This is a genomic window from Moheibacter sediminis (genome assembly GCF_900176425.1).
Lineage (GTDB): Bacteria > Bacteroidota > Bacteroidia > Flavobacteriales > Weeksellaceae > Moheibacter > Moheibacter sediminis.
Window position 1 is genome coordinate 256788 of record NZ_FWXS01000005.1, and the last position, 23413, is coordinate 280200.

Annotated in this window: 18 protein-coding genes and 1 tRNA gene; 6 read left to right on the forward strand and 13 right to left on the reverse strand. The window is 33.7% G+C overall.

Going from position 1 to position 23413, the window contains the following annotated elements; genetic code table 11:
- Positions 1-18: 18 nt before the first annotated feature.
- Together B8977_RS09440 and B8977_RS09445 are read right to left on the reverse strand one after the other, a co-directional pair.
- Complete coding sequence (locus B8977_RS09440) at positions 19-2301, reverse strand: serine/threonine protein kinase (RefSeq protein WP_084017461.1); 2283 nt, start codon at positions 2299-2301, stop codon at positions 19-21.
- A gap of 29 nt (positions 2302-2330) precedes the next feature.
- Positions 2331-3047: a PP2C family protein-serine/threonine phosphatase gene (locus tag B8977_RS09445; protein ID WP_084017462.1), complete on the reverse strand. Its 717-nt coding sequence runs from the start codon at positions 3045-3047 to the stop codon at positions 2331-2333.
- Positions 3048-3331: 284 nt separating this feature from the next.
- Between B8977_RS09445 and B8977_RS09450 the strand changes: the two genes are divergently transcribed.
- The gene (locus B8977_RS09450; protein ID WP_084017463.1) at positions 3332-3568 is read left to right on the forward strand and encodes a hypothetical protein; all 237 of its coding nucleotides are present in this window, start codon (positions 3332-3334) and stop codon (positions 3566-3568) included.
- 1611 nt (positions 3569-5179) lie between these two features.
- Positions 5180-6775, forward strand: coding sequence for a T9SS type A sorting domain-containing protein (locus tag B8977_RS09460; RefSeq protein ID WP_084017465.1), 1596 nt, complete (start codon positions 5180-5182; stop codon positions 6773-6775).
- Here the strand turns inward: B8977_RS09460 and B8977_RS15005 are convergent.
- The 4 genes from B8977_RS15005 to B8977_RS09475 all read right to left on the reverse strand — a co-directional run bounded on the left by B8977_RS15005 (position 6731) and on the right by B8977_RS09475 (position 9115).
- The gene (locus B8977_RS15005) at positions 6731-6973 is read right to left on the reverse strand and encodes a hypothetical protein (RefSeq protein ID WP_143736424.1); all 243 of its coding nucleotides are present in this window, start codon (positions 6971-6973) and stop codon (positions 6731-6733) included. The two genes, B8977_RS09460 and B8977_RS15005, sit on opposite strands and share 45 nt — an antisense overlap.
- A 9-nt stretch (positions 6974-6982) precedes the next feature.
- Positions 6983-7450, reverse strand: coding sequence for an OsmC family protein (locus B8977_RS09465; protein ID WP_084017466.1), 468 nt, complete (start codon positions 7448-7450; stop codon positions 6983-6985).
- Positions 7451-7935: 485 nt separating this feature from the next.
- Complete coding sequence (locus B8977_RS09470) at positions 7936-8634, reverse strand: hypothetical protein (protein ID WP_084017467.1); 699 nt, start codon at positions 8632-8634, stop codon at positions 7936-7938.
- A gap of 241 nt (positions 8635-8875) precedes the next feature.
- On the reverse strand, positions 8876-9115 hold the full coding sequence (locus B8977_RS09475; RefSeq protein ID WP_143736426.1) for a hypothetical protein: 240 nt from the start codon (positions 9113-9115) through the stop codon (positions 8876-8878).
- Between the two features lie 264 nt (positions 9116-9379).
- Between B8977_RS09475 and B8977_RS09480 the strand changes: the two genes are divergently transcribed.
- Positions 9380-11125, forward strand: a complete 1746-nt coding sequence (locus B8977_RS09480) for a helix-turn-helix domain-containing protein (protein ID WP_084017469.1) — start codon at positions 9380-9382, stop codon at positions 11123-11125.
- A 498-nt stretch (positions 11126-11623) separates the two neighbouring features.
- On the opposite strand, the gene B8977_RS09485 is transcribed toward B8977_RS09480, so the two are convergent.
- The 5 genes from B8977_RS09485 to B8977_RS09505 all read right to left on the reverse strand — a co-directional run bounded on the left by B8977_RS09485 (position 11624) and on the right by B8977_RS09505 (position 17422).
- Positions 11624-11697 (reverse strand) — tRNA-Arg (locus tag B8977_RS09485).
- 144 nt (positions 11698-11841) lie between these two features.
- The gene (locus B8977_RS09490; RefSeq protein ID WP_084017470.1) at positions 11842-14127 is read right to left on the reverse strand and encodes a hypothetical protein; all 2286 of its coding nucleotides are present in this window, start codon (positions 14125-14127) and stop codon (positions 11842-11844) included.
- Between the two features lie 26 nt (positions 14128-14153).
- Positions 14154-15182 (reverse strand): WD40/YVTN/BNR-like repeat-containing protein, encoded by a 1029-nt coding sequence (locus B8977_RS09495; RefSeq protein ID WP_084017471.1) that lies wholly within the window; start codon positions 15180-15182, stop codon positions 14154-14156.
- A 195-nt stretch (positions 15183-15377) separates the two neighbouring features.
- On the reverse strand, positions 15378-15920 hold the full coding sequence (locus B8977_RS09500) for a hypothetical protein (RefSeq protein ID WP_084017472.1): 543 nt from the start codon (positions 15918-15920) through the stop codon (positions 15378-15380).
- Positions 15921-16009: 89 nt separating this feature from the next.
- Entirely contained in the window at positions 16010-17422 is a 1413-nt protein-coding gene (locus B8977_RS09505) for an alkaline phosphatase (protein WP_084017473.1), read from the reverse strand.
- 120 nt (positions 17423-17542) lie between these two features.
- Here B8977_RS09505 and B8977_RS09510 point away from each other — a divergent pair, with 120 nt between their 5' ends.
- Both B8977_RS09510 and B8977_RS09515 read left to right on the forward strand, forming a co-directional pair.
- A complete protein-coding gene (locus B8977_RS09510; RefSeq protein WP_084017474.1) occupies positions 17543-18772 on the forward strand; it encodes a metallophosphoesterase in 1230 nt (409 codons plus the stop codon).
- 9 nt (positions 18773-18781) lie between these two features.
- A complete protein-coding gene (locus B8977_RS09515; RefSeq protein ID WP_084017475.1) occupies positions 18782-19435 on the forward strand; it encodes a metal-dependent transcriptional regulator in 654 nt (217 codons plus the stop codon).
- 4 nt (positions 19436-19439) lie between these two features.
- Here the strand turns inward: B8977_RS09515 and ccoG are convergent, their stop codons facing one another.
- Positions 19440-20885 carry a cytochrome c oxidase accessory protein CcoG gene (ccoG, locus tag B8977_RS09520; protein WP_084017495.1) on the reverse strand — a complete coding sequence of 482 codons (1446 nt, stop codon included), beginning with the start codon at positions 20883-20885 and terminating at the stop codon, positions 19440-19442.
- Positions 20886-21002: 117 nt separating this feature from the next.
- Positions 21003-21890 (reverse strand): AraC family transcriptional regulator, encoded by an 888-nt coding sequence (locus tag B8977_RS09525; RefSeq protein ID WP_084017476.1) that lies wholly within the window; start codon positions 21888-21890, stop codon positions 21003-21005.
- Positions 21891-21962: 72 nt separating this feature from the next.
- Between B8977_RS09525 and mnmE the strand changes: the two genes are divergently transcribed.
- On the forward strand, positions 21963-23351 hold the full coding sequence (gene mnmE, locus B8977_RS09530) for a tRNA uridine-5-carboxymethylaminomethyl(34) synthesis GTPase MnmE (protein WP_084017477.1): 1389 nt from the start codon (positions 21963-21965) through the stop codon (positions 23349-23351).
- Positions 23352-23413: the final 62 nt, after the last annotated feature.

Consider the following 23413-nt stretch of genomic DNA (forward strand, 5'->3'; position numbering starts at 1 on the left):
TTTTTAGAAGAATATTAATTATTGCACACAGTTTAGAAGATTTTTAGCTTCCGTTCCATTTGGATTGTATTTCAACGCATTTTTCAATTTCGCTGAAACCTGAGACTGACAAGTTGAATTCGCTTTACAGCCTTCGCAGCCGTCAACGCTTACCATATTTTTTGCCCAATTCAGATCCTTGTTGTACTGAGCCATGTCGGCATCGCTGATTTTATTTTTGTTGTCTTCTTTTTTCGTATCCTTTTTAAAATCAGCGATTTTGTTTCTCGCATCTGAAACGTATTTACCGCCTGGATATTTGTTGATATAGTTTTGGTAAGACTTTTCTGTATTGGTTTTCTTTGCAGTATTCCAATCAGTTGTTTCTTTTTCGGAAGAAATCGTTTTGTTAAGTCCGTCGATGCGTTTTTTGATTTTAGTTCTTTCTGAAGCAGCATCAGCAGGAATTGTGCTCAATAAAGATTTGTATTGAGTAATTGACTGCGCAGCCGATTGTGCATCTTCATTGTTTAAAATATCATCAAATTTATCATTGAATTCAGATTTCCAATCCACGCTTGGATTTGTTGAATTCAAAGCTACAGTAGAATCAGCAGTTACTTCAATCGGCATTTCAGCGATTATTTCCGAATTGTCAGCAATTGTATCATTTGCAATATGATTGTTATTTAAAACTTCGTTCTGATTTCCGGAGAAAATACCCATCGCGTACAAAATTCCTCCAATCGCGACCAAACCAACAACGGCAGCGACAATGACTCCATTTTTTGACTTTTTCTTCGGAATCATTGCAGAAATCTCCTCTTGTTTTTGGGTTTCCACTTTCGGAGTTCCTACTTTTACGGGTTCTTCCCTTTTTACTTCCGGATTTTTTGGTGTTTCTAAAAGTTGCGTCGCTTCCGGCATACCGATGACTTCCGGTTTGGGTGCCGGAGGGATTGGCGTTGAAAGTAATTCTGTTTCGCCTTTTTCATCGATTAAACTTTGCGTGGCAGCAGCTTCCGCTTGTCTTTTTTCTTCTAATTTTAAATTAATTTTTTCCTGACAAAATTTAATTTTTTCATCAACTTCAGTTTTCTCAGGAAATAATTCTTTGGCACTTGAAAAATAATCAATCGCCATTTCAAATTCCTCTGCCGAAGCCATATCTGAGCCTTTTTTGAAGAGGATATTGTATTCCTTATTTTTTCTTTCTAATTCAACTTCTTTTTTCAAATCGTCTTCCAATTTTAGTAAAGTTGAAGTTTTCAAAAATTCCTGCTGTGCAGATTTTATCTTATTAAACGCTTCGTGAACATTTTTATCAGCAATTAATTGATTGATTTTTGAAATTTGGATTTGATAATCATTTTCCTTCTTTAAATCTTTTTCAAATTCCTCCGCTGATGAATACCTTTCATTGTAAAAAGGCGCAATGGATTTGATGACAACCGCATCCAGATAATCGGTAACCGAAGCATCTTTTTTGAATTCCGAGGGAGGAATGATTTTTTCGCGGCCTGTGCTGACCATACTGCTCAAAGGCGGTTTTTCACCCGTCAATAAATGGAACAAAGTCGCGCCCACAGCGTAAGTATCAAAAGTCGCATCGAAGGACTTAAGATTATCAATGTCGCCTTGTTCGTTAGGTGAATAATGCTTTTTTCTTCCGGTTACGATTTGACTCGTTGTGGATGTGATATTATTTTGAACATTGTCGTAAGAAAGCGCCGAACCGAAATCGATTAAAATCGCATTGTCATTGCTTTTGTCAATCAAAACGTTGCTTGGGCTAATATCCAAATGGAGAATTTTTTTGTCAATTTTGGTATGGATGTAATCTACCGCATCTAAAATCTGAAAGATATATTTCAGCGCAGTTTCTTTGTCTAGAAATCCTTTTTCTTTGAGCATTTCTTCCAAATCGGTGCTATCGATGTAGTCCATCACCATGTAAGCTGTTTCGTTTTCATGAAAAATGTCGCGTGTACGGACTATATTTCGATGCTTTAGACCACGGATAGTTTTCCCTTCGTCGATTTGATTTTTTACAAGTTTCTGAAATTCAGTTTTTTTATCTACATTGGAAATGCTGATCAATCCCGTTTGCTCGTCACGATTGCAATAATCGTTGTAATATAATTCTTTTATGACAACCGTTTCGGGATTTCTTGCTTCTACAAATTCTTCCCCAAATCCTGATTGTTTAAAATAACCAATTTCTTCTGCCAGATAGGTAATTCCAAATCCACCTTGTGCAATGAATTTTGTTATTTTATACTGGTTTCGGTTGAGAATTGTTCCGTCTTTTAAAATGCTCATTTTTGTTGTTTTTTAGTTTTGGCAGAATTTTATTGTGAAATTTTAATTACGATTGCTGTGAAATTATCGCTTGATTTTTCCCGGCAATTATTTAGAATTAATTCCTGTAAATTTTCGATTGAATTATTTTCTAAGAAATTATTTTGGATGAACCCATCATCGATTCCTTCCAAAATTCCATCTGAACAAAGCATGAAATAATCGTTTGTTTCTACAGAATCGATTTCATTTACATCTATATATGTATTGTTTTCAGAACCTTGAATCGCTCTTGTAATCTGATTTCTTTTAGGATGCGTCAGGGCTTCTTCAGGTGTTAAAAATCCACTCGCAACCAATTCATTTACAAAGCTATGGTCATTGGTTTGAAATAAAATTTCTCCGTTTCTGACATGGTAGACGCGGCTGTCACCGATGTGCCCTATAACTGCTTTTCCCGAAAATAGTTTTAATAAGGTTAGGGTAGTAGCCATACCTTTTGCGTCAGGATTTTGCATAGTGTATTCATCAAATTTTGATTCACATTGAATTAAAGTTTTTTCAATTCCTGTCAAAGAAAAATCGGATGTTGCAGATAAATATTCGGAAAAATATTCACATGCTTTACTGCTTGCTACTTCGCCTTTGTTACTTCCGCCTACGCCATCACAAACGAGGAATAACCCCGATTCTTGATCTGTGTAAAAAGAGTCTTCATTGTAAGGTCTTTTTCCGTCTTCTGAGATTGTAAAGTAGTTCGTTTTCATAGATGTGGGTTAAAATTAGTGAAATTTAAAAATGCTTTGTTAAAAATTCTATGAAAAGATGGTTTTACTGTACATAATACTATTTTGGTCAAAAGTCCGTAATTTTTGAATGAAATAAAATACGACAAATGGCGTATTTTTTTGATTAGGAAATTAAATGTTTTGCGTGAATTAATTCAAGATTAAAATATAGAATTTTAACAATTAAAATGAATTTACAAATACAAATTGGTACATTTTTAGATTTAGGAAGAATTGTTTAATTCACTCAAAATTTATGCGCTATGAATTTATTTGTCATTCAATCTGAAAAATTCTCTGATAATCATTTTTTTATAGTAGATGAAAACAATTTTCAAGAAAAAATTGTGAATAATAGTGTTCAGTACAGACGGCTTCAAACAGAAGAAGAATTAACAACACTTGAAATTTATCAAAATGGCGGAAACGAGAAATTTGAAATTATCAAGGGAAAGTCTTATGATTTTTTCATAGCATTGATCAAAAAAACATTTCGTTAATTTTTAATGTGAAAAAGAAATAAAAAAGCCGCTTAACTGCGGCTTCTTATTTGTTGTGAATCCTGATTCAATATAGAACTGAACTAATTTCATACAAATCTGTAGAGTCAGAATTTGTCCAGCCGTATTGAGTGATTTCATTTTCATCGAAAGCAAAAAGTTTATTTTGGTAAATGATTAAATCTTTATAATTCTTATTGATAGAATGTACCAAAACGGGTTCTTCCGGATTTTCAATTGAGAATATTTTTAAGTCATCATCACAAACCAATAAATAATTACTGTGCGTTTTTGGCTCTCAATTCCAAATCAGCGTCAGATCTGAATTCTTTTGCCAGTTTTAAATTGTGTTAAAAATAAAATTTTGAAGAATCCAATTCATTTTGAGTCAAATAATGATTGCCCAGTTTTGAATGAATGAATTGTAATGATTTAATGAAACAGCTTAGAAATCAGATTTTATTTGAAATTAAGTTTTGCTGTATTTCTTTTTTCTCCAAAAAATCAATGCGATTCCGAGAATCCAGAATCCGATGAACGGCACCAATAAATTAGTCATTCGCAAAGAAGATTTTTCGAGTTTAACTTTGGTTTCGTTCAGACTTGGAATTTCTAATTTCCGGTTTTTTAAATTTAGGAAATCCTATCGGAACTTGGCAATAAGATTTGCGATCAAAAAAAGCAATTCGTCCCATGACTGCATTTCAAATAACAAACATGGATACCGGAGCAAGATATGATGGGAGACTTACCATAGTGGATGTTCATACAAAGGGATTTTGGAAATCCGATCCTGTGCAGGAATTTTACGGAATAAGGGAATTTAATTAATAGTAACTCCCCATAAACACGGTTGCGGCAAACAGATTCTGTTAAGATGATAGCTCTGTTGAACGGCACGATCTTTAAACTCCTTACTGTAAAAAATTTTCTTCATTTTCCTAAGTTAATTTTTTACAGCTTTATCATGAATTATTCTGTCCGAATAAAGGTAGCAAGATCATAATCTTTTGTGTTTAAAATGTTATACAATCCTGTTACGCTTTCCTTTCTCCTTTCTCTGCTGTGGTTTGTTACGCTTCCCCTCGCAAGACATTTTTCAAAAGAAAAAAAGGAAAAAAAGAAAGCAGAGGAATAGTGGGGTTACGAGGCGATGGGCGTGCTATAAGTCCCAAAAGGGTGGCAGCGCAGTAGACTTTTTAATCCTATAAGGGGGTATTCACCTTATGAGAACTAAATAATTAAGTCGGCAGAACAATCCGTTTCCTAAGAAGTTTCAATTCTTTTGTTAACTGTTCCGTATGTCAACCAATTTCGATTAATGTGTAAATTTGAAGGAATTATCTAAACATAATATCAAAACACATAGCCATTTGTCATTTTCTTTCTCATAAACATCTGTAATCCATTTGTCAACTTCTATTCTTTGTCCTTTTCAGGTTACGGTATTTTGTCCATGACTAGTATAAGGCAATGTCACCATAGACTTTAACCCGCTATTTTTAAAAATAGCTTGTTTGATAAGTTTTAAAGTTAAGCAAGTTTAGACAGATAAACAGAATGAGTTAAATTAATAATTGGTTAACTTTGTAGTATTAAAATACTTAGGTTATGAAAACAACGCTACGCTTTCTTTTTATATTCACCCTTACTTTTCTTACGCTTTTTAATCGGTCAAATGCACAGGTTTTACAGTGGTCGAATGTTTTTGATGTGCATTCAGCTGGGGGACTCGCGGGACTTACCCCAAATAGCCTAAGTGATAATATTGGGAAGATCTCTACCGTAGTGATTGAAAATGATACACTCAAACTATACCAAACCTCGGCAAGCGGAACAGTCACAAATAGCTATATCACAAACAAAAAGACCGAGGATAATTACACTCCACTCGTAAGAGTAGCAGGTGATCAACAGGCATTAGTGTTTAAAGATAATCAGCTCCCCGCTTCTTTTTGGCTGCTTCAAACGGATGCTGATCTGAATGTGATAAGAGAGGATATACTTGAATTTCCTTCAGGAATGCCATTTATAGATGTTCAAGATCTTATTGAATATAATGGGGAGTTGTATCTTTCCTTTTTTTCACAACCGCTTCATTATCTGTGCAAAATAAATGATGATAATACGCTGTCAGTTATTTATAGCGGAAATTATGAAATAGCTTTTGGAGTGGATCATATAATCCTTGATAACGGGAATATTGTCTTTTCGTATAAAATTGGTAATGGCCATATCATCAGATGTGTATCAGTTGATAGCGGAGTGCTGGTCTGGGAACAAACCATAAAAACAGATCACGGATTTTTATTAGATTACAAGATTGTCAGAAATGAGAATATATTATATACTGTAGGTAGAGAAAGAGCCTGGGTTAATGGAGAGGGCAATGATAAGGTAATAATTTCATTTATTGACGTCTTTTCAGGAGCAATTTTGTTTCAGGAACCATTGGATCTTCCACCTTGCAATAACTGTGGCGCTGAACTTAATGATTTTTTATATAACACTGCAAATAACCGTTTGTATCTAAGCTATGAGAGCGAAGTTCCTCAAGCTGCTATGTTCTTAATTGAGCTTGATGATCAATCAGCACAAATAATAAGTGCAAAAAATTTTCCTTTTGAAAGGGAAATAGAACCTTTTCAGCTTGATAAGCGTTCGGTTACTCATGTAAAACCTGATGGCAGTTTGGTTTTTATGTATAGATCGTATAAAAATGCCACGGAGCAAATGAATTTATACATTACCCGGTTAAATTCCGAATTAGAGAGCCTTGGTACTTTTGAATTTCATGTAGAGGAACTGGAAAGTACGGAGCATCCCACAGATGTTTTAAGTTATGATGCCTCAAGGATATTGATTACGGGAGTTATACCGAACAAAGATCCAAGTATTTCGATAGAACGGGTCGGGTATTTTATGGCGATGATCGATCTGGGTGAGCTTCTTTCTACAGAAGATCCGGCAGGAACTTCTCAGGGAGTAGTGATCTATCCAAATCCTGCAAATAATAAAGTGAATTTTGTCGTTCCCGATGGTGTATATGAGCTCACAATTTTTGATAGTTTAGGCAAAATAACTCACAAAGAGAAAGTTACACAAAAGACGTTCGATATAGATGTCAGTTCCTATCAATCGGGGATCTACTTTGTCAATTTCTCAGGACAGCAAGGTGGATTCAATAAAAAACTGATCATAAGGTAACCTGCATTTGCTTTCATAGTTTTCATAACCGATTGCATCTATTATTTCATTTAATATCCCTGCATTTCTGTTGTGCAACTCCTGCATTTCTTCATTATATCCATTGCTAAGTTGTCTGCTCTGTATAAGTTTGTCCAGCAGCGCTAAGTCTGTATTTTTCAGGTCAATTATTTTTTCAGCAATGCTACTATAATTCATTTTCTGATGTTATCTTATTTTTACTTGCGGGTTGTGGTTTACCGGAAAATTCACTGAATTTGCTATAAAACAATATTCACGTGCTTTTTTATGCAGTTCAATGGCTTTCTCAATCATTGCCTCATTACTTACCGTTACGACCGGATTCAATGTTACTTCTTTAAAATAACCGTTACCGTTCTGTTCTTCGACCATCACAGCATGGGCATTATCAGTATAGCTTTCTACTATCACATTATTTACCGAACAAAAATGCAGATACCACAGCATATGACAGGACGAAAGCGCAGAAACCAATAATTCTTCTGGATTATGTTTTGTTTTATCCCCCCGAAAAGCAGGGTCGGAAGAACCTTCAATCAAAGGTTTGTTCTCAACAATAATATTATGACTCCTTTCATAGTTTTTAAAATTATCTGTTCCTGAACCTTTGTTTCCTGTCCATTCGATTTTTGAGTGATAATTATGCTCCATCATTATTCTATAGGTATTTTTTAGACGACTTAGGTTGAAGAATTTCCTAGCTTAAAAATACAAAAATATAAAGAACTATCGGATGATTTCATCCATTTTTCCCATCCTGTTCCTCGGCAGCCCGATCTCATGTGCCTGCGGATAGGGCTTTCGTTGGGTCATACTCACGTCTTCCCTGATCTGCCGGTGTGTATCGTATTCGTGTTGCTTGTCATGGGAATAGTGGAGATAATTTATTTCTCTCTACATTAAGATCAGGGAAACTATTGACTCGAAGCCCGTGTCATTCTTCACAAAAAAATAAACCAAGAAACTATAAAAACACATCCTAATATGAGTATCAGGAATTGTACAAACCGCTGAATAATTTTAAAATTATCAATTAATGATTTAAAGTTGCAGACGCGGGACATTTCTGCCCCGCTTCTGTAACCTTGGGATTGGGTTGATTAAGGTTAGTCCGCGTTAAAATTCTTTAAAGCTCAAGATTATATTTTATAAATGTTAAGAGATACTTTACTACTTGTCAATAAGCTAAGATTCACTCCCCCTGTTTCTACGGCAAAAGTTATCGTATCCCCCTCATTAAGCTGGACAAGTGTATTAATGGTAGATGATGTAACAGGAACAGCAGCCAAGGTAACGGTTAGTACTTGTACCCGTACCGCATCAAAAAGTTTTTCTTCTATAACAGCATTGTTCTTTAGGATACCTAATTTCTTGCCGCCCAATAGTCCTAAGTCGATTCCTCCCGCAAGCTGAAATTCATAGCTTATAGAATAAATTCCTGTTTCCGGAACCGTATACACTCCCGTATTAAAAAGGTCCGGATCTCCTAATTTGGTATCTTCGTCCCCATTCAGATTTATTTTGCTCCAATTGGTTCCGGAAATCCCAAGGTTCAGGAGGTTCCAGCTTCCATTTTTAGCCGCCGCATATGCAGAACTGTTTTGAAGCAGGTCGTTTACTTTTATCCCTTTAATTTCATGATCTCCTGATAGATTTTCTTCTCTGACCAGAATTGAATAATCGGTTGTATTCAATTCCGATACTGTTTGAACATTTCTGATTTTTATATTTCCGTTTATATCCAGCATGGCCTGTGGGTCCTCGGTGTTGATTCCGACCTGGCCAAATGAAAAAGAAGAAATAATGAAAATCTTGAGTAAATAATAAGCTTTTTTCATATGTCGTATTTTAATTAGTTTAGTTTAGATCGAATTAGTCAATTAAGATTTATTTTATACTTATCTCAGGCAGCTATTTTCTACCGTTGGTAAAGAATTCTTCCAGTATGTTTTTTCTACAGTGCAAAAAGTTACAGATGCGGGATAGAGTTTCCAATCATTTGGTTAGCTTTTAATCTATCCCGCTTTCTGTAATTTGATGGTTGATTAAAGTAGCGACATGAGTTTCTTTATTTTTTTATTAATATTTCCAATGATCTCCATTTTTCACAGGGGGATCACCTTCTTTAGATGAAGGCATATTTATATCTCCTTCATTAATTATTAAGTTAGCATTTCTAATTTCTTCATCATCAGATGCTGTTTTCTCAAATAATTCAGCCTTGGTTTTAAAACCGTCAACAAGTGTTAAATTGTCATCTTCCTGACAAGAAATCAATGACACTAGAATTGTTACTAAGAATGGGACAAACTTTCTCATAATTAATTTAGTTTTTTTAGTTTTTAATTATTTGTTGTTTATCCCGGTACCGGGTTGTATGTTCTTAAGATTCGTCGAAATTAAACGTTAAGAGATGAATTTTAAAATACAATTTGGAGCTATTTATAAATCAAGACGTCTTGATTTATAAATAAAGACAACAATAAAAACCTAGCAAACAGCCAACTATAAATGCAATAAGATTATTTGGTTTGAACCTTGGATTTTAATTAAATTTGAGAAATAGTCACGTCCTTTTTAGCAATGAAAATCCTAGAAAACATACTGTTTTATCTTTTTTTACTTGTGGGGAACATTCTGTTTGCCCAAAACCCGAAAATTCCGGTAAAAAATACATTTAAGGAGTTAAGAAGCCATTACGAAAATATGGAGGAAAACAACCAAAGGGCTCTACCTTTTGTAAATGCTTATCTGGAAAAAGCGAAAAAAGAGAATAATTATGACAAAATTATTCAGGGATACCGGGATTTCATTTTTTTTTCCCCTAAAAGAGAGGATAAGCTTGTATATGCAGATAGTTGTATTAGCTATGCATTAAATTCTAAAAATAATGAATTGATTAGTAAAGCCTATTTAGGAAAAGGAATTTTATATTATTTTTTTTATAAAAAGTACCAACCTGCTTTGGATAATTATTTAAAAGCATATCAATATTCAGAAAACATCGAAGACAAATATTTAAAAAATAGTATAATATATCATATAGGCGTTGTAAAAAGTTACCTTGGGTATTATGATGAAGCTTTGATGCTATTTAATGAATGTATCACTTATTTTGAACCGTTAACTATTGCCGATATCCATCCTAATCTTGTCTTTAACAATCAAAAAGGTTATTTTAATAGCTTACACCAAAAGATAATCTGTTATCAGCAGTTGGGTAACCACGTCAAAAGTGATTCCCTTATTCAAATTGGACTATCCACTCTACCACACTCTCAAGAGTTTGCTTTGGAAAAAAGTTATTTTCTAAAATCCAAAGCTGTTTCGAACTATTATAAAAATGATTTTAATTTAGCTATCATCTATTTCAATAATGCCTTACCAGAATTGAAAAAAATAAATGATTTTACCTGGTTTTCAGTTAGTTATTTTTATTTGGGGAAATGTTATCTGAAAACTCATAGAAAAAATCTTGCTATTCCCTACTTTATGAAAGTAGATTCTATTTTTCAGAAAAATAAATTTATCCTTCCGCAAATTCGGGAAAATTATGAAATTCTGATACATCACTTCCATTCCGTAGAAAATCATGAGCAAGAGTTACATTACACCAGGCAACTGCTGAAAGTAGATAGTGTCCTGAACAAAGATTTCAAATATCTATCTTCTAAAATGCATAAAGAATATAGTACAAAAGCGTTATTGAAGAAGCAAGAACAGTTAGAAAACCGCAATTCTATTGGATTCAATCTTTTAATTGCTGCTTCAGTCTTGACTTTCGTTTTGTTAATCAATCTCATATATAGAAGTAAGAAAGAAAAAGAAATCCAACAAAAATATATTGAGTTAGAAAAACGAATCATAAAACAAAATAATCAGCGTATGAATACAAATGTATCCATGATTATTAACCCAATCCAAAAAGGCAAAACAGAAAAGCCTGCTTACTTGATTGAAGAAATTTTACAAAAGCTGGAAAAGTTTGAACAAAATAAAGGATTCAGAAAAAAAGGATTGACCCAATCACAATTGGCCAAAAAATTTGAAACCAATACTACTTATCTTTCGCAGGTGATCAACGAGTACAAAATGAAAAACTTCAACACTTATCTAAATAATCTGCGCATGAATTACATCACCCATGAATTATATCACAATCCTAAATACCTTGAATATACAATAGAAGCTCTTGCTGAGGATTGTGGGATATCTTCCCGGCAAAACTTTTCCGATCTTTTCAACGAGGTTAACGGAATTCGTCCTGCAGATTTTATAAGAAAAAGAAGAGAGTTAAGGCAAAAAGAGAGTTCGATTAGCTTAAATTAAAGTTCTCTCTCGATTGGTCTTCATTCAGAAAATGATTTACTACTCCTGAATATTGGGTACTGCCCTAACCGTTTTCCTGAGTAAGTAAAGAAACCGGATTTACGCCTTCTTAATTTTATAGAGAATTTGAAGAGTGATGCTTCTTGAGGGAAGTTGCAGAAAGCTAATCTAGTTATCAGTAACAAATTTTCCACCACAATAAAGAGTTTGTAATTAGGTCAATATCTATACTTTAAGTTGACCGAGATTTAACGATTTTAAAAGTTATTAAATGTCGAACTAAAGCGCTTGCAGGTCAAGTCGTTAATAATTTTAACCTGTTGATATACAGTTTTTTTATATTAAATTGTGTGGTATTTTTTTAAGTGTCACAGATTTGCCACAATAATTTTGAGTATTTTAGCGATAAGCAATAAAAACGAAAACCTGTAATCCTATTAGAATTGCAGGTTTTATACATTTTTAAGCTACTCTTAAGAGTAATTAATCAAGCCATTGTGATCCAATCAGGATTCGAACCTGAGACCTACTGCTTAGAAGGCAGTTGCTCTATCCAGCTGAGCTATTGGACCCTTTTTATACCACCACTATTTGTGGAATGGGAGTGCAAATTTAGGCATTTATAACAATTAAGCAAGCTATTAGCTATATTTTTTATAATATTTATTCGTAAATTAATTCGTGACTAAATAAAATCCCTCATTCGGTTTCAATTATCAGATAATCAACAAAGTCTGTTTCAGTCCTTGTTGTACACAAATCCAAAAGAAATTGAAAAACGAGCGATCTTGGTTTCTATTAACAGGTTTTATCTTTTCCTCATGATATTTTTCACCAGTATTGGATTTCACCAAAAGATTGCCGACAGCCGAGAGCGTTTTTTGTTTTTCGCCGGTTTTCTTGTTGTAAAGTGTAACCTTGAGATTGTCATATTTTATCCCGAAATCTCCCGTTGCATTGACATCGTTTCCCGTAAAGTTGAAACGAATTTCCTTCATATTTCCTTCTGCAGTAGCATGGAGATAAGGCTTGATAAATGGCGTCATTTTATTCGCGTCGAAATTGAAAATACTTCCTTTGATGTTAAATTTTTCTGAACGATTCATAGGATTAAAGGTCCAAATTGCGGTCAATCTTGAATCGTTCATGAAATTGGTTTTGATGTCGGCTTTCACATCCGGAACTGTTGATTTTTTATAACCACTGTAGATATTGTCAATTGAAGCATTGAAGTTGGCAAAGGTCAATTTCCCTGCACCTGTACTATTTTCTGTTTCTTCTTCATATTCGACTTTTGAATTTTTTAAATTCAGTTTTTTAACTTCTAAAATGATGGGTAAATCTCTTAATAATTTGCTGTACAATAATTTCTTTTTGGTATCGTCCGCCGGAATTTTACTTCGGTAAATATTGGCATTTGCAGTATTGATGTCAATTTTTGGGACTTTGAAAAACATATCTTTTCCTTCAAACCCCCAATTCATATTTTGCACATCAATTTTATTGGCAGAAAGTGTATATAAATCTGTTTCTTTTTTGAGTTGTCTTACAAATTGTGTGCGTGAAATTTTAGATTTCATTTCAAAATTACTCAAACTAAAATCTCCATTATTTAATGTGATTTTTTTTGCTTTGATGGAATAGATGTGATTGGGATTATAATCAATCGAAGCTGCCGAAAGCCTTACATTTTGATAAGTAATTGGGATTTGTTCATAAAAAGTTTCAGGAGTCATTTGAATTCCAGCCATTTCGAAATTGATATGATTGACTTTCAGTAAATTTTGATTTTTGTTATGTTTATTTAATTTGTAAGTTCCATTTTCAATTTTCACATTTTTGACTTCGATGAAATCTTTGAAATCCACTTTTTGAGCAACTTTCTTTACTGTTTCTTTTTGAACTACATAAGTTGTAATGGAAGGATTTTTTAACAGAACATTTTCGATAGAAAGTTTTTTATTTTTTTGGTTTAATATTTTATCAATCTGAATGTTAATGTTTTGTGCATTTAATGAATTGCCGATTTTCAATTTAGAATTTCCTACCAAAACTTTTTGAATGTCTAATTTGAATGGAATCAGATAACCCAAAGAATCTTTTTTTCGCTCATTTGTTTCTTTGTCATTTTTGACATTGATGTCAACCGAATCAAATTTCAAAATACTTGCTCTGAAGTAAAATTCATCCGTTTTGTCATATCCCCAATCCAATCCTGTAAAAGTAACATTGGGGGCGGAAATGTCAGGCATCAATCTGTAATTTAATTTTTTTGGATTGAGTTTCGCAATATTTTCTATGGAACTTATTTTGAAATTCTTCAGTAAAAATAAATTGTCATTGACTTTTAGTGAATTGGATTTCAATTCCTGCGAAGGGTTAATTTTATAATAAATGCTGTCACAAGTGAGTTGAAATGAAGTATAAGTAAAGGGAATGTCTTTTTCCAGTGTTCTTTCTGAAAGATTTACACCGCCGATTTGGATATCAATATTATTAATTTCCGCAAGTTTTTCCTGATTTTTATAACTTAATAATTTGAATTTTCCTTCATTAATTTCAAAATTACTGACATTGATGGAATTACCTAATTTTGAATTGTTTGGAGTCGTATCTTTTTTTTCAGGTTGGGTGTAAGTAATGTCCGGTTTGTTGATTTCAATGCTGTAAGCACTCAAATCTTTTTTGGTAAGAAGTTTTATGAAATTTACCCCAACTACACTTATTTCCCCAATATTAGCGCTGATAACCAAAGGTATAGGTTGGTCATGGTCAGCTTTGGGCTTAATGGAAACTTTCTCTATTGAAATACTGCTGTTAAAAATTGAAAATCTTAAATCTTCAAATTCAAAATCATAAGCAGTATCATTTTTCTCTTTGATGATGGCAGGTAATTCTGATTTTATCCATTGATTTATTCCAATATTTAATGCAATTATTAAAATTAAAATTCCTCCTAACCAGTATATTACTTTTTTATAACGTTTGATTTCAAATTTCATAGGCTCAAGTTATGATAAAACTAAACCTATTCAATTAGCATTCCAATCTTTCCATCGGGTCCCGCCATGTAAACTTTATTGCCGTTTTTTGCCCTTTGGCAAACGTTGAAACCTTCGGGCGAAATGTGTTTCCAATTTTTTCCTTTGTCCATTGAAATATCAACACCTGAAATTCCGCAGGCAACTGCTTTTGTTTTATCGATGATTGTTACACTACTTTTGTAGCCTTTCGGAGCAGCTTCAGGATAACTAAAAGTTGGGTTCTTAACACGGTTGTAATCAAATAAAATTAAATTATTTTCAGAAGATTCCGGATTCATATAATCTCCACCTACAATAATACCGTAATTTTCAAAAGAGGAATAATCAATACCGTTGGCACCGGAAGTTTCAGTTGTACCTTTTTTCAAAGATTGTTTAAAAGCAGGCTTTGAGTTTACAATAAAACTAGAAGTATTACCTCCGGATACCATAATAGATGTGGAGTCATTAATCATTTTAACATTGCTTCCACTTGCTGCGAAAAATGCCTCTCCGGCGCCCATGGGCGGATATTTATCTGTAGAAGAAATTTTTTCCCAAAGCTCACCTTTGTTATGAGTAACCAAAATATAAGGAAGGCTGTGTTCCACCGGATCACCTACCAGTATACCAATATTTTCATTTCTTTCATAAAAGTCCATGGCATCAAAAAATACGTTTGCATTTTCATCTTTGAAGACTTCGTACCAAGTATTGCCGCTATCCTTTGTTTTAAGGATGACACCAGGAGAACCCACTGCCATAACAATTGCCGTTTTATAATCCCAAGCATGAATATCTCTGAAATCACGGTTTTCATAGCCTTTTGGATGCACCCATTTGAATGCTTTTCCGCCATTGTAAGACATACCTACAGTACCTTTCGTGCCGCATACCCAAAATACGGAATTATCCAAAACTGATATTCCACGGAATGAAACATCTGATTTTTCTTGGCTTAAGACTTTAATTTGCTGTGCATTTAGAAAAAAACCTAAAGCAATCAGTAACAAACTGAAATTTAATCTAGTCATAAAATATTTTTTCAATCTTTAAATTGTGTTCAAACACTTATTTAAACAGACTTAAGTAACGTTAGGGGAGTTGCTGTTGTCTTTTTTTACAATTTTGGGTCCAGATTGTTTTTTTAGATCAGATAATTTTAGTTTTTATTATATTGAAAGTTTAGTGTTTTATAATTTTTTGTTAAAATTAGCATTTATTTTTGATTATTGCAATGGTTTTATAATTAAAATTCCATTTTCATTAACAGATACAACTTGTATGAGAGTTCCGGTTTTTATATCGTGTTCAAAATCAGTGAGTGCTTCGACTTCTTTTACTGTTCCTTGTACCTTGATTTTCACTTTTCCTACTCTGGTTCTTAGTTTACCGACTTCTATAAAAACTTCTCCTTTAGAATTTAGATCATTTTTATATTCGAGCGTACCGCCTTCTGTCATTTTTTTGACATAATAAAATAAACTTGTCATCACAAACATCATTACAATTCCGCTTATGAATGAAATAATTAGGGTAAAAATCAAATCGAATCCCTGGTATAAACTTGCAATTCCAACCCATCCGAAAATGGTAAAAAAAGCAAGACAATTTTTTAATTTAAAAAACTGAAAACCTGAATTTAAATCCGGGATTGTTTTTATTCTTAGGCGATTCCCGATTAATACAATTAAGAAAACAACAGTGGAGACCACAGCTATTATCCAAAATAATTGTTCAGACCAAGTTAAAGTGTTGAACCACTCTAGCATACATTGATTTTTTTCGCTTTCAGTAGTGCAAGTTAAGAAAATATTTTAATTTCGTTAACATTTTTGTAATGTTTCGTTAACTAATTGTATTAAAATTTATTTTCAACTCCCGCAGACTCAAGCATTAAATAGTGAATATCAGTATTTTTGATGAATGGTTTTAAATTTTCACTTCCAGGTCCAAACATTGCCAATTCGACATAATCTGCCGAGTGATCCATACTGATCCAGCCGACCGAATTATATTTTCTCTGGATTTCAGAATAGGTTTTGAAAGGTAATTTCTTGTAATTATATAAACCTTCTTCGCCTTTTTCCAAACCTGAATAATAAGATTGAATGTGTGTCGCATCTTCGTCTGTTAAAGAAATTCCATTTACCTGTTGGATTAAATCTTTGATTTTACTAGTGCTGTCTTCTGCGTGAATTTGGTTTAATAAATATTCATTGGTATGTGTATAATTCTGGATACTGTCAAAACCATCATTAGCATTTTTCCCATAAATCACACCCGGATTGGCATTCCCGTGGTCAGTTGTGATGATTACCAAAGTGTTTTTGTCTTTTTCTGCAAAATCAATCGCCACTTTTACGGCTTCATCAAATGCAACCTGATCATAAATCAATCCTGAAATATCGTTGGCATGTGCTGCCCAATCTACTTTACCACCTTCAATCTGTAGCACAAATCCTTTTGGATTAGATTTCATGCAGTCTATCGCTTTTTGTGCCATTTCTGCCAAAGTAGGCATTTGTTCCTGTAATTCTTTGGATGAATTTCTGTCGACTGTATAAGGCAAAGCATCATGGTCAAAAACACCTAACAAAGGTTTGTTGTCCGGTGCATTTTGGAGTTGATTTCTTGACTTGACTACTTTGTAACCTTTGTTTTCGTAGTCTTTATAAACGTTTTTTTTGTCTTCTCTTTTTTCTGAATTGAAATATTGGTCTCCACCACCCAAAAGTACATCGAAACCTTGTTTCAAATATTCTTCTGCGATTTCAGGCTGAGAATTTCTGCTGTCGTTACAAACACAAAAACCTGCAGGTGTCGCATGAGTAATGGTAACTGTCGTCACACAACCTGCTTTTTTTCCTGCTTTTTTAAATTTTTGCCAGATGGGCATATTTGGTTTTCCTTCCGGACTTATATTCAACGAACCGTTTTTCACTCTAAATCCACCTCCAAATGCTGAACTTGCAGCAGCAGAATCCGTTACGATTGAACTTGCAGAAGCCGTATCCATCAATGCACGAGAAACTCTGTTGTCCTTGTAAAGCTGCATCCAATTGGAGCCTTTTCCTGTTTTCCTGTTCAGATATAAGTCTGCCATGTTAAGGGTTCCGGTGCTCATTCCGTCACTAATCAGCATGATTATGTTTTTGGCTGTGCCGCCTTTGTTTATAAAATCAACTTCCTTCCCAAAGATTTCAATCGGGGAAAGCATTGTTGCCCCGACTGTTGCAAGGCTTCCGTATTTGAAGAATTTCCTTCTGTCCATCTCAATTTTTGTTTGGCGAAAGGTAAATATTTTGGAAAAAGATAAGCGTTAAATTTTGATTAATAATTAACATTTTCTGTGACTGAATAGTCGTTAAATTTGCAATTCAATTTTTATAGGATGATGCGCTGGTTGTTGTTTTTTTTGTTTGCGGTTATAGTTGAGTGGTATTCTTTTCAGGCAGTCCGGACGGCTTTTGATAATAAATGGATTCAGAGAATTTATTTGCTATTTTCCTTTGTCGCATTGGCTTATATCATTTATTCATTTACAAAATTTGACAGAAACACCGGTCAAAATGCCAACACATTGTTTACTTTGGGATTATTTCTTTTGATTTACATTCCCAAATTGGTGATTTCACTTTTCCTTTTGGGCGAAGACATTTTAAGACTTTTCGTAGGAACTTATCAGCATTTCACGCAATCAAAACCTGCAGAAGCATTTTTACCCGAAAGAAGAAGATTCTTAAGTACACTGGCTTTGGGCATTGCGGCAATTCCTTTTGCATCAATTATTTATGGAATTTTTCAAGGTCGATACAATTATAAAGTTATCAAACAACAAGTATTTTTTGATGATTTGCCGGACGAATTTGATGGATTTACTTTGATGCAATTGTCTGACATTCATAGCGGAAGCTTTGACAATCCTGAAAAAATCAAATATGGGATTGATTTGATCAATGAACAAGATTTTGATTTATTTGTATTTACAGGCGATTTGGTCAATACACATGGCTCTGAAATGGACAATTGGGTGGAATTATTTTCACTTATCAAAAAACCTGAATTTGGTAAATATTCGGTTTTAGGAAACCATGATTACGGCGAATATGTCATTTGGCCGAGTGACAATGATAAAACGCTGAATTTTGAATATATAAAAGGAATTCATCCAAAAATCGGATTCAATTTATTATTAAATCAAAATGTAAAAATTAAAAAAGGAAATTCAAAAATTAGTTTAATCGGTGTTGAAAACTGGGGAAAGGGATTTAAGCAGGCAGGAGATTTGAAGAAAGCTTCAGAAGGTTTAAATAAAGAAGATTTCAAAATATTGCTTTCGCACGATCCGTCACATTGGGATTTGGAAGTGAAAGAGCATCCGTTGAATTATCATTTGACTTTGAGTGGACATACGCATGGAATGCAGTTTGGAATTGAAATTCCGGGCGTTTTCAAGTGGAGCCCGGTGCAGTATGTTTACAGATATTGGGCGGGATTATACGAAAATGCGAGCCGATATATTTATGTAAACCGCGGATTTGGATACCATGCTTATCCGGGGAGGGTAGGAATTTGGCCGGAAATTACTTTGATTGAATTGAAAAAGAAAGTTAATTCGTAATTTTGAAAAATGAATTCATTTACTGAAGAAAACTACCTGAAAGCAATGTTCAATTTGTCCGAAAAATCCGGAGAAATTACTGTCAATGATTTAAGCAAATCTTTGAATATCAAAATGCCGACAGTTAACAGTATGGTAAAGCGTTTATCAGCAAAAGGTTACATAAATTATCAGTCTTACAAACCGATTACTTTGACCGAAGAAGGACGTATGACTGCTTTGCTCATAATCAGGAAGCACCGATTGACAGAAATGTTTTTGGTCGAAAAAATGGGTTTTGGATGGGAGGAAGTGCATGAGGTTGCCGAACAAATTGAACACATTCATTCACCAAAATTCTTTGCGAAAATGGATGAAATGCTTGATTTTCCGACGGTCGATCCGCATGGTTCGCCGATTCCCGACAATTCTGGAAACATTCAGCTAAAAAATTACAATCCTTTGAGCTTTTTTGGTAAAAATGATTTAGTGAAATTAGTTGCTGTCACACATTCCAATGAAGAATTTCTAAAATTTTTGAATTCTAAAAATTTACAATTAGATACGATTATCGAAGTTTTGCATAAAGAAGAATTTGACCAAACGATGACGGTTAAATTTTACAATCAAGAAATTACTTTGAGCGAAAAAGTCACTGAAAAATTGTTGGTAGAAAAACAATAATTCTCTAATAAGGAGCCATAAAACTTGTCGTATAAGTATCGATACTTTTTCCATTTTGGTCTGTGATTTCAAAAACTACTTTTTCCTTGTAGGAATTCAATTCTGTTTGTGGAATACTTACTGAAATTGTTCCTTGTTTCAATTCTCCTTTTGGAAGTTCAATCAATTGACTGTTTCCAATCACATTGATTTTTTCTCCTTTGTGAGATGATAAACCAATCTTAATTAGTTTCAAATCATTGGTTTTATTGAACAAATTGTATTGATAATAATTTTCAACGTTGTTTTCAATCACTTTAAAATTTCTTCCCGGAACCTGTAGAAATTTAGCCTCAACATCATTTCTCACAAAAAGAAACGAAAATATAATTCCCGACAAAGCAATTAGACCTAAGGAAAATAAAACCATTTTGGGCGTAAAAGTGAAGTGTTTTTCTTCCTCTATATTTTCTTCGGAAGTATAACGAATGAGTCCTTTGGGTAAATGAATTTTTTCCATGACTTCATCACAAGCATCAATACAAGCCGTGCAGCCAACACATTCCATTTGCAAACCATTTCTGATGTCAATTCCTGTTGGACAAACAACCACGCATTGCTTACAGTCAATACAATCACCTTTGTTAACTGCTTTTCGATCTTCATTTTTCCTAAAAGTAGCCCTTCCTGCAGACGATTCGCCACGTTTGAAATCATAAGCCACGACGATACTTTTTTTATCAATCAAAACGCCCTGAAGCCTTCCATAAGGACAAACCAAAGTGCAAGCCTGTTCACGAAACCAAGCAAAAACAAAATAAAACAAAGCACTGAAAATCAGAAATGTGATGAATGTTTCGCTATGTCTGAACGGACCTTCGGTGATTTGTTGGATCAATTTATCAGAACCCATCACATAAGAAAATAGAATGTTGGTAATGAAAAATGAAACCAAAGCAAAAGCGAACCATTTAGCAGTTTTTTTGATGATTTTTTCCTGATTCCAAGGCTGATTATCCAGTCTCATTTGCTTTGCGCGGTCTCCTTCGATGGCATATTCAATCTTTCTGAAAACCATTTCCATAAATATAGTTTGAGGACATATCCATCCACAAAATATACGTCCAAAAACGGAAGTGAATACCAATATGAAAACGACCGTCGTGATCATTCCGATTGCCAACAGGAAAAAATCTGAAATGAAAAATGGAAATCCAAACAGGTAAAATTCAGTATTGAGAAAATCAAATTTAAAAATCGGATTGCCATTGGGCAATTTGATAAAAGGAATAATTGTCAGAAATGCCAGTAAGCCCCAACTCACTAAAGTTCTCCATTTGGTAAATTTTCCGGAAGTTTTTTTCGGATAAACCCATTTTCGGGTTCCTTTTCTATCCATAGTCCCGAAGTTATTTCTGAATTCTTCATTTTCTTGTGAATTTTTTTTGGCTTCAATTGTATTGTTTTCCATTCTTTTCATTCCTTTCAAATCATCAAGATTTGTTTACAGGAACAAAATTAAAGACATAATGGTAATTGACTGCGGTAAGGAAAATTGAATCTATGGTACTTTTTATGGATTTGACTTTTATTTGTAAAATTTTTTTCTGAAAACTTCCGGCGTTATTTGGGTTGATTTTTTGAAGAATTTCACAAAGTATGAAGTGTCTTGGAAATTGAGATTATAAGCAATTTCACTCACTGATAAATCAAAATTAATCAACAATCTTTTGGCTTCCAAAATGATTCTGTTTCGGATAAATTCTCCGGCGGAAATGCCCGTTAATTCTTTACAAATAACATTCAGATGATTAGGTGTTATGTGTAATAATTCTGCGTAATATTTTGGTAATCTGATGTTTTTGAAATTTTCTTCAATCAGGTTTTGGAATTTTTTTAGGGTAATAGAATTTTGTTTTTGTTTCTCTGGAATTTCAATTTTTGTCGGGAAATATCTTCCTGTCAAAGCAAAAATTTCAAGCAATTTTAATGCAAGAATCAGATTGGAATAAGTTTTTTCTTCTTTCATTTCATCTAACATTTCTTCAAAAATAGAAGTGATTTTCTCCACTGAAATTTTGTCCAATTGAAAAGTTTGATTTTTTAATTTCGGCGAATTAAAAAATGGAAATTGCTGTAAAATATTGGAATGGATGGAAAGCCAATCAAAAAAAGTATCGGAAAAATTGATCACATAACCCTCGATTTCAGAATCAAAAAACCATTGGTGTACCTGAGAAGGATTCATGAAATAAATGGTTCCATTTTCAATTGGAAAATATTCAAAATCAATGAGGTGATTGCCTTTTCCTTTGGTGAAAAAAGCAACGTGGTAATAATGATGTCCATGTACAGAATTCAGGTGCGGATTGCTGACTAAGTATCCTTCGAAACGGTCAATATTCAACATTTCATTCGGGATTTTATCGGCAATCAAATTGACAATGTCAAAAGTCGGATACGCATGGTCTGTCATTTTGTAAAGTTAGCAAATTGATATAATGGTGAGAAAGAGATTTGTTCTTATAAATTGAACTAATTTTGCAAAATGATTCAAAACGATACGATTTGTGCAACTGCAACCGCTCAGGGAGTCGGAGCTTTAGGGATTATACGTGTTTCGGGGCAAGAGGCGATTTCTATTTCCAATGAAATTTTCAAAGGAAAAGATTTAACAGAAGTTGCCTCGCATACTGTCAATTATGGATTCATTGTGGACTCAAAACTCAAAACTCAAAACTCAGAAACTGTAATAGATGAGGTCATGATTTCCGTTTTTAAAGCACCAAAAACTTTTACAGCAGAGGATTTAGTAGAGATTAGTTGTCATGGCTCGCCTTATATCCAACAACAAATTGTAGAATTATTAATCAAAAATGGTGCAAGGTTGGCTTTGCCAGGAGAATTTACGCAACGTGCATTTTTGAATGGAAGGATTGATCTATCTCAAGCCGAAGCGGTTGCTGATTTGATTGCTGCAGAAAATAAAGCTTCACATGAAATTGCTTTGAATCAAATGCGTGGTGGAATTTCTTCAGAACTGCAAGTTTTACGTGAGCAACTCATTAATTTTACAGCATTAATTGAATTGGAGCTCGACTTTTCGGAAGAAGATGTAGAATTTGCCAATCGTCAGGAATTGAAAGAATTAGTGTCAAGTATCAAGACAAAAGTAACAGGATTACTAACGACGTTTGAATACGGAAATGCCATCAAAAATGGTGTTCCCGTTGCTATTATCGGAAAACCCAATGCAGGGAAATCGACTTTATTGAATTCGCTTTTGAATGAAGAACGCGCAATTGTTTCGGATATTCCCGGAACCACGCGTGATACGATTGAAGAAACGTTGGTCATCGACGGTATTACTTTTAGATTCATCGACACGGCAGGAATTCGTGAAACGGTGGATACGATTGAAGCAATTGGCGTGGGAAAAGCAAAGGAAAAAGTGAATTCTGCGAAAATTGTAATTCATTTGTACGAAGAAGATTTAGATATTTTGAAAGAATTGAAACCGATTTTAGAAGACAAAATAGTATTCAATCTTTTGAGTAAAATTGATAAAAATGATTGGGCAAATGACCGTTATGAAATGAGTTTGTTGAAAAATTATCCTAATTATCATCATTTTGGAATTTCAGTGAAATCAGGGTTTAATTTAGATTTATTGAAACAAAAATTAGTGCAATCCATTAAATCCGGGATTGATGAAAACGCCGTCATAATCACCAATATGCGCCATAAAGAAGCTTTGCAAAATGCTTTTGAATCTTTAGAAAATATAGCATCCGGAATGCGAATCGGATTGACTGGAGATTTGTTGGCATTTCATCTTCGTGAAACTTTAAAACACATAGGCTCTATTACAGGACAAATTGATGTAGACAAGGATATTTTAGGGACTATTTTTGGGAAGTTCTGTATCGGAAAATAATCGATGAAAACAACAGAAAGAATCGGAAACAAAATACAATGAAAATCAGATAGTTGCAAACA

Excerpts from the sequence above, each read along its gene's own strand:
- B8977_RS09500 (WP_084017472.1), bottom strand. The coding sequence starts at position 15,920 with ATGCTAGAGTGGTTCAACACTTTAACTTGGTCTGAACAATTATTTTGG.
- B8977_RS09480 (WP_084017469.1), top strand. The coding sequence starts at position 9,380 with ATGAAAATCCTAGAAAACATACTGTTTTATCTTTTTTTACTTGTGGGG.
- ccoG (WP_084017495.1), bottom strand. The coding sequence starts at position 20,885 with ATGGAAAACAATACAATTGAAGCCAAAAAAAATTCACAAGAAAATGAA.
- B8977_RS09465 (WP_084017466.1), bottom strand. The coding sequence starts at position 7,450 with ATGATGGAGCATAATTATCACTCAAAAATCGAATGGACAGGAAACAAA.
- B8977_RS09495 (WP_084017471.1), bottom strand. The coding sequence starts at position 15,182 with ATGACTAGATTAAATTTCAGTTTGTTACTGATTGCTTTAGGTTTTTTT.
- B8977_RS09475 (WP_143736426.1), bottom strand. The coding sequence starts at position 9,115 with ATGAGAAAGTTTGTCCCATTCTTAGTAACAATTCTAGTGTCATTGATT.
- B8977_RS09525 (WP_084017476.1), bottom strand. The coding sequence starts at position 21,890 with ATGACAGACCATGCGTATCCGACTTTTGACATTGTCAATTTGATTGCC.
- B8977_RS09450 (WP_084017463.1), top strand. The coding sequence starts at position 3,332 with ATGAATTTATTTGTCATTCAATCTGAAAAATTCTCTGATAATCATTTT.
- B8977_RS09440 (WP_084017461.1), bottom strand. The coding sequence starts at position 2,301 with ATGAGCATTTTAAAAGACGGAACAATTCTCAACCGAAACCAGTATAAA.
- B8977_RS09445 (WP_084017462.1), bottom strand. The coding sequence starts at position 3,047 with ATGAAAACGAACTACTTTACAATCTCAGAAGACGGAAAAAGACCTTAC.
- B8977_RS15005 (WP_143736424.1), bottom strand. The coding sequence starts at position 6,973 with ATGAATTATAGTAGCATTGCTGAAAAAATAATTGACCTGAAAAATACA.
- B8977_RS09515 (WP_084017475.1), top strand. The coding sequence starts at position 18,782 with ATGAATTCATTTACTGAAGAAAACTACCTGAAAGCAATGTTCAATTTG.
- B8977_RS09510 (WP_084017474.1), top strand. The coding sequence starts at position 17,543 with ATGATGCGCTGGTTGTTGTTTTTTTTGTTTGCGGTTATAGTTGAGTGG.
- mnmE (WP_084017477.1), top strand. The coding sequence starts at position 21,963 with ATGATTCAAAACGATACGATTTGTGCAACTGCAACCGCTCAGGGAGTC.
- B8977_RS09505 (WP_084017473.1), bottom strand. The coding sequence starts at position 17,422 with ATGGACAGAAGGAAATTCTTCAAATACGGAAGCCTTGCAACAGTCGGG.
- B8977_RS09460 (WP_084017465.1), top strand. The coding sequence starts at position 5,180 with ATGAAAACAACGCTACGCTTTCTTTTTATATTCACCCTTACTTTTCTT.
- B8977_RS09490 (WP_084017470.1), bottom strand. The coding sequence starts at position 14,127 with ATGAAATTTGAAATCAAACGTTATAAAAAAGTAATATACTGGTTAGGA.
- B8977_RS09470 (WP_084017467.1), bottom strand. The coding sequence starts at position 8,634 with ATGAAAAAAGCTTATTATTTACTCAAGATTTTCATTATTTCTTCTTTT.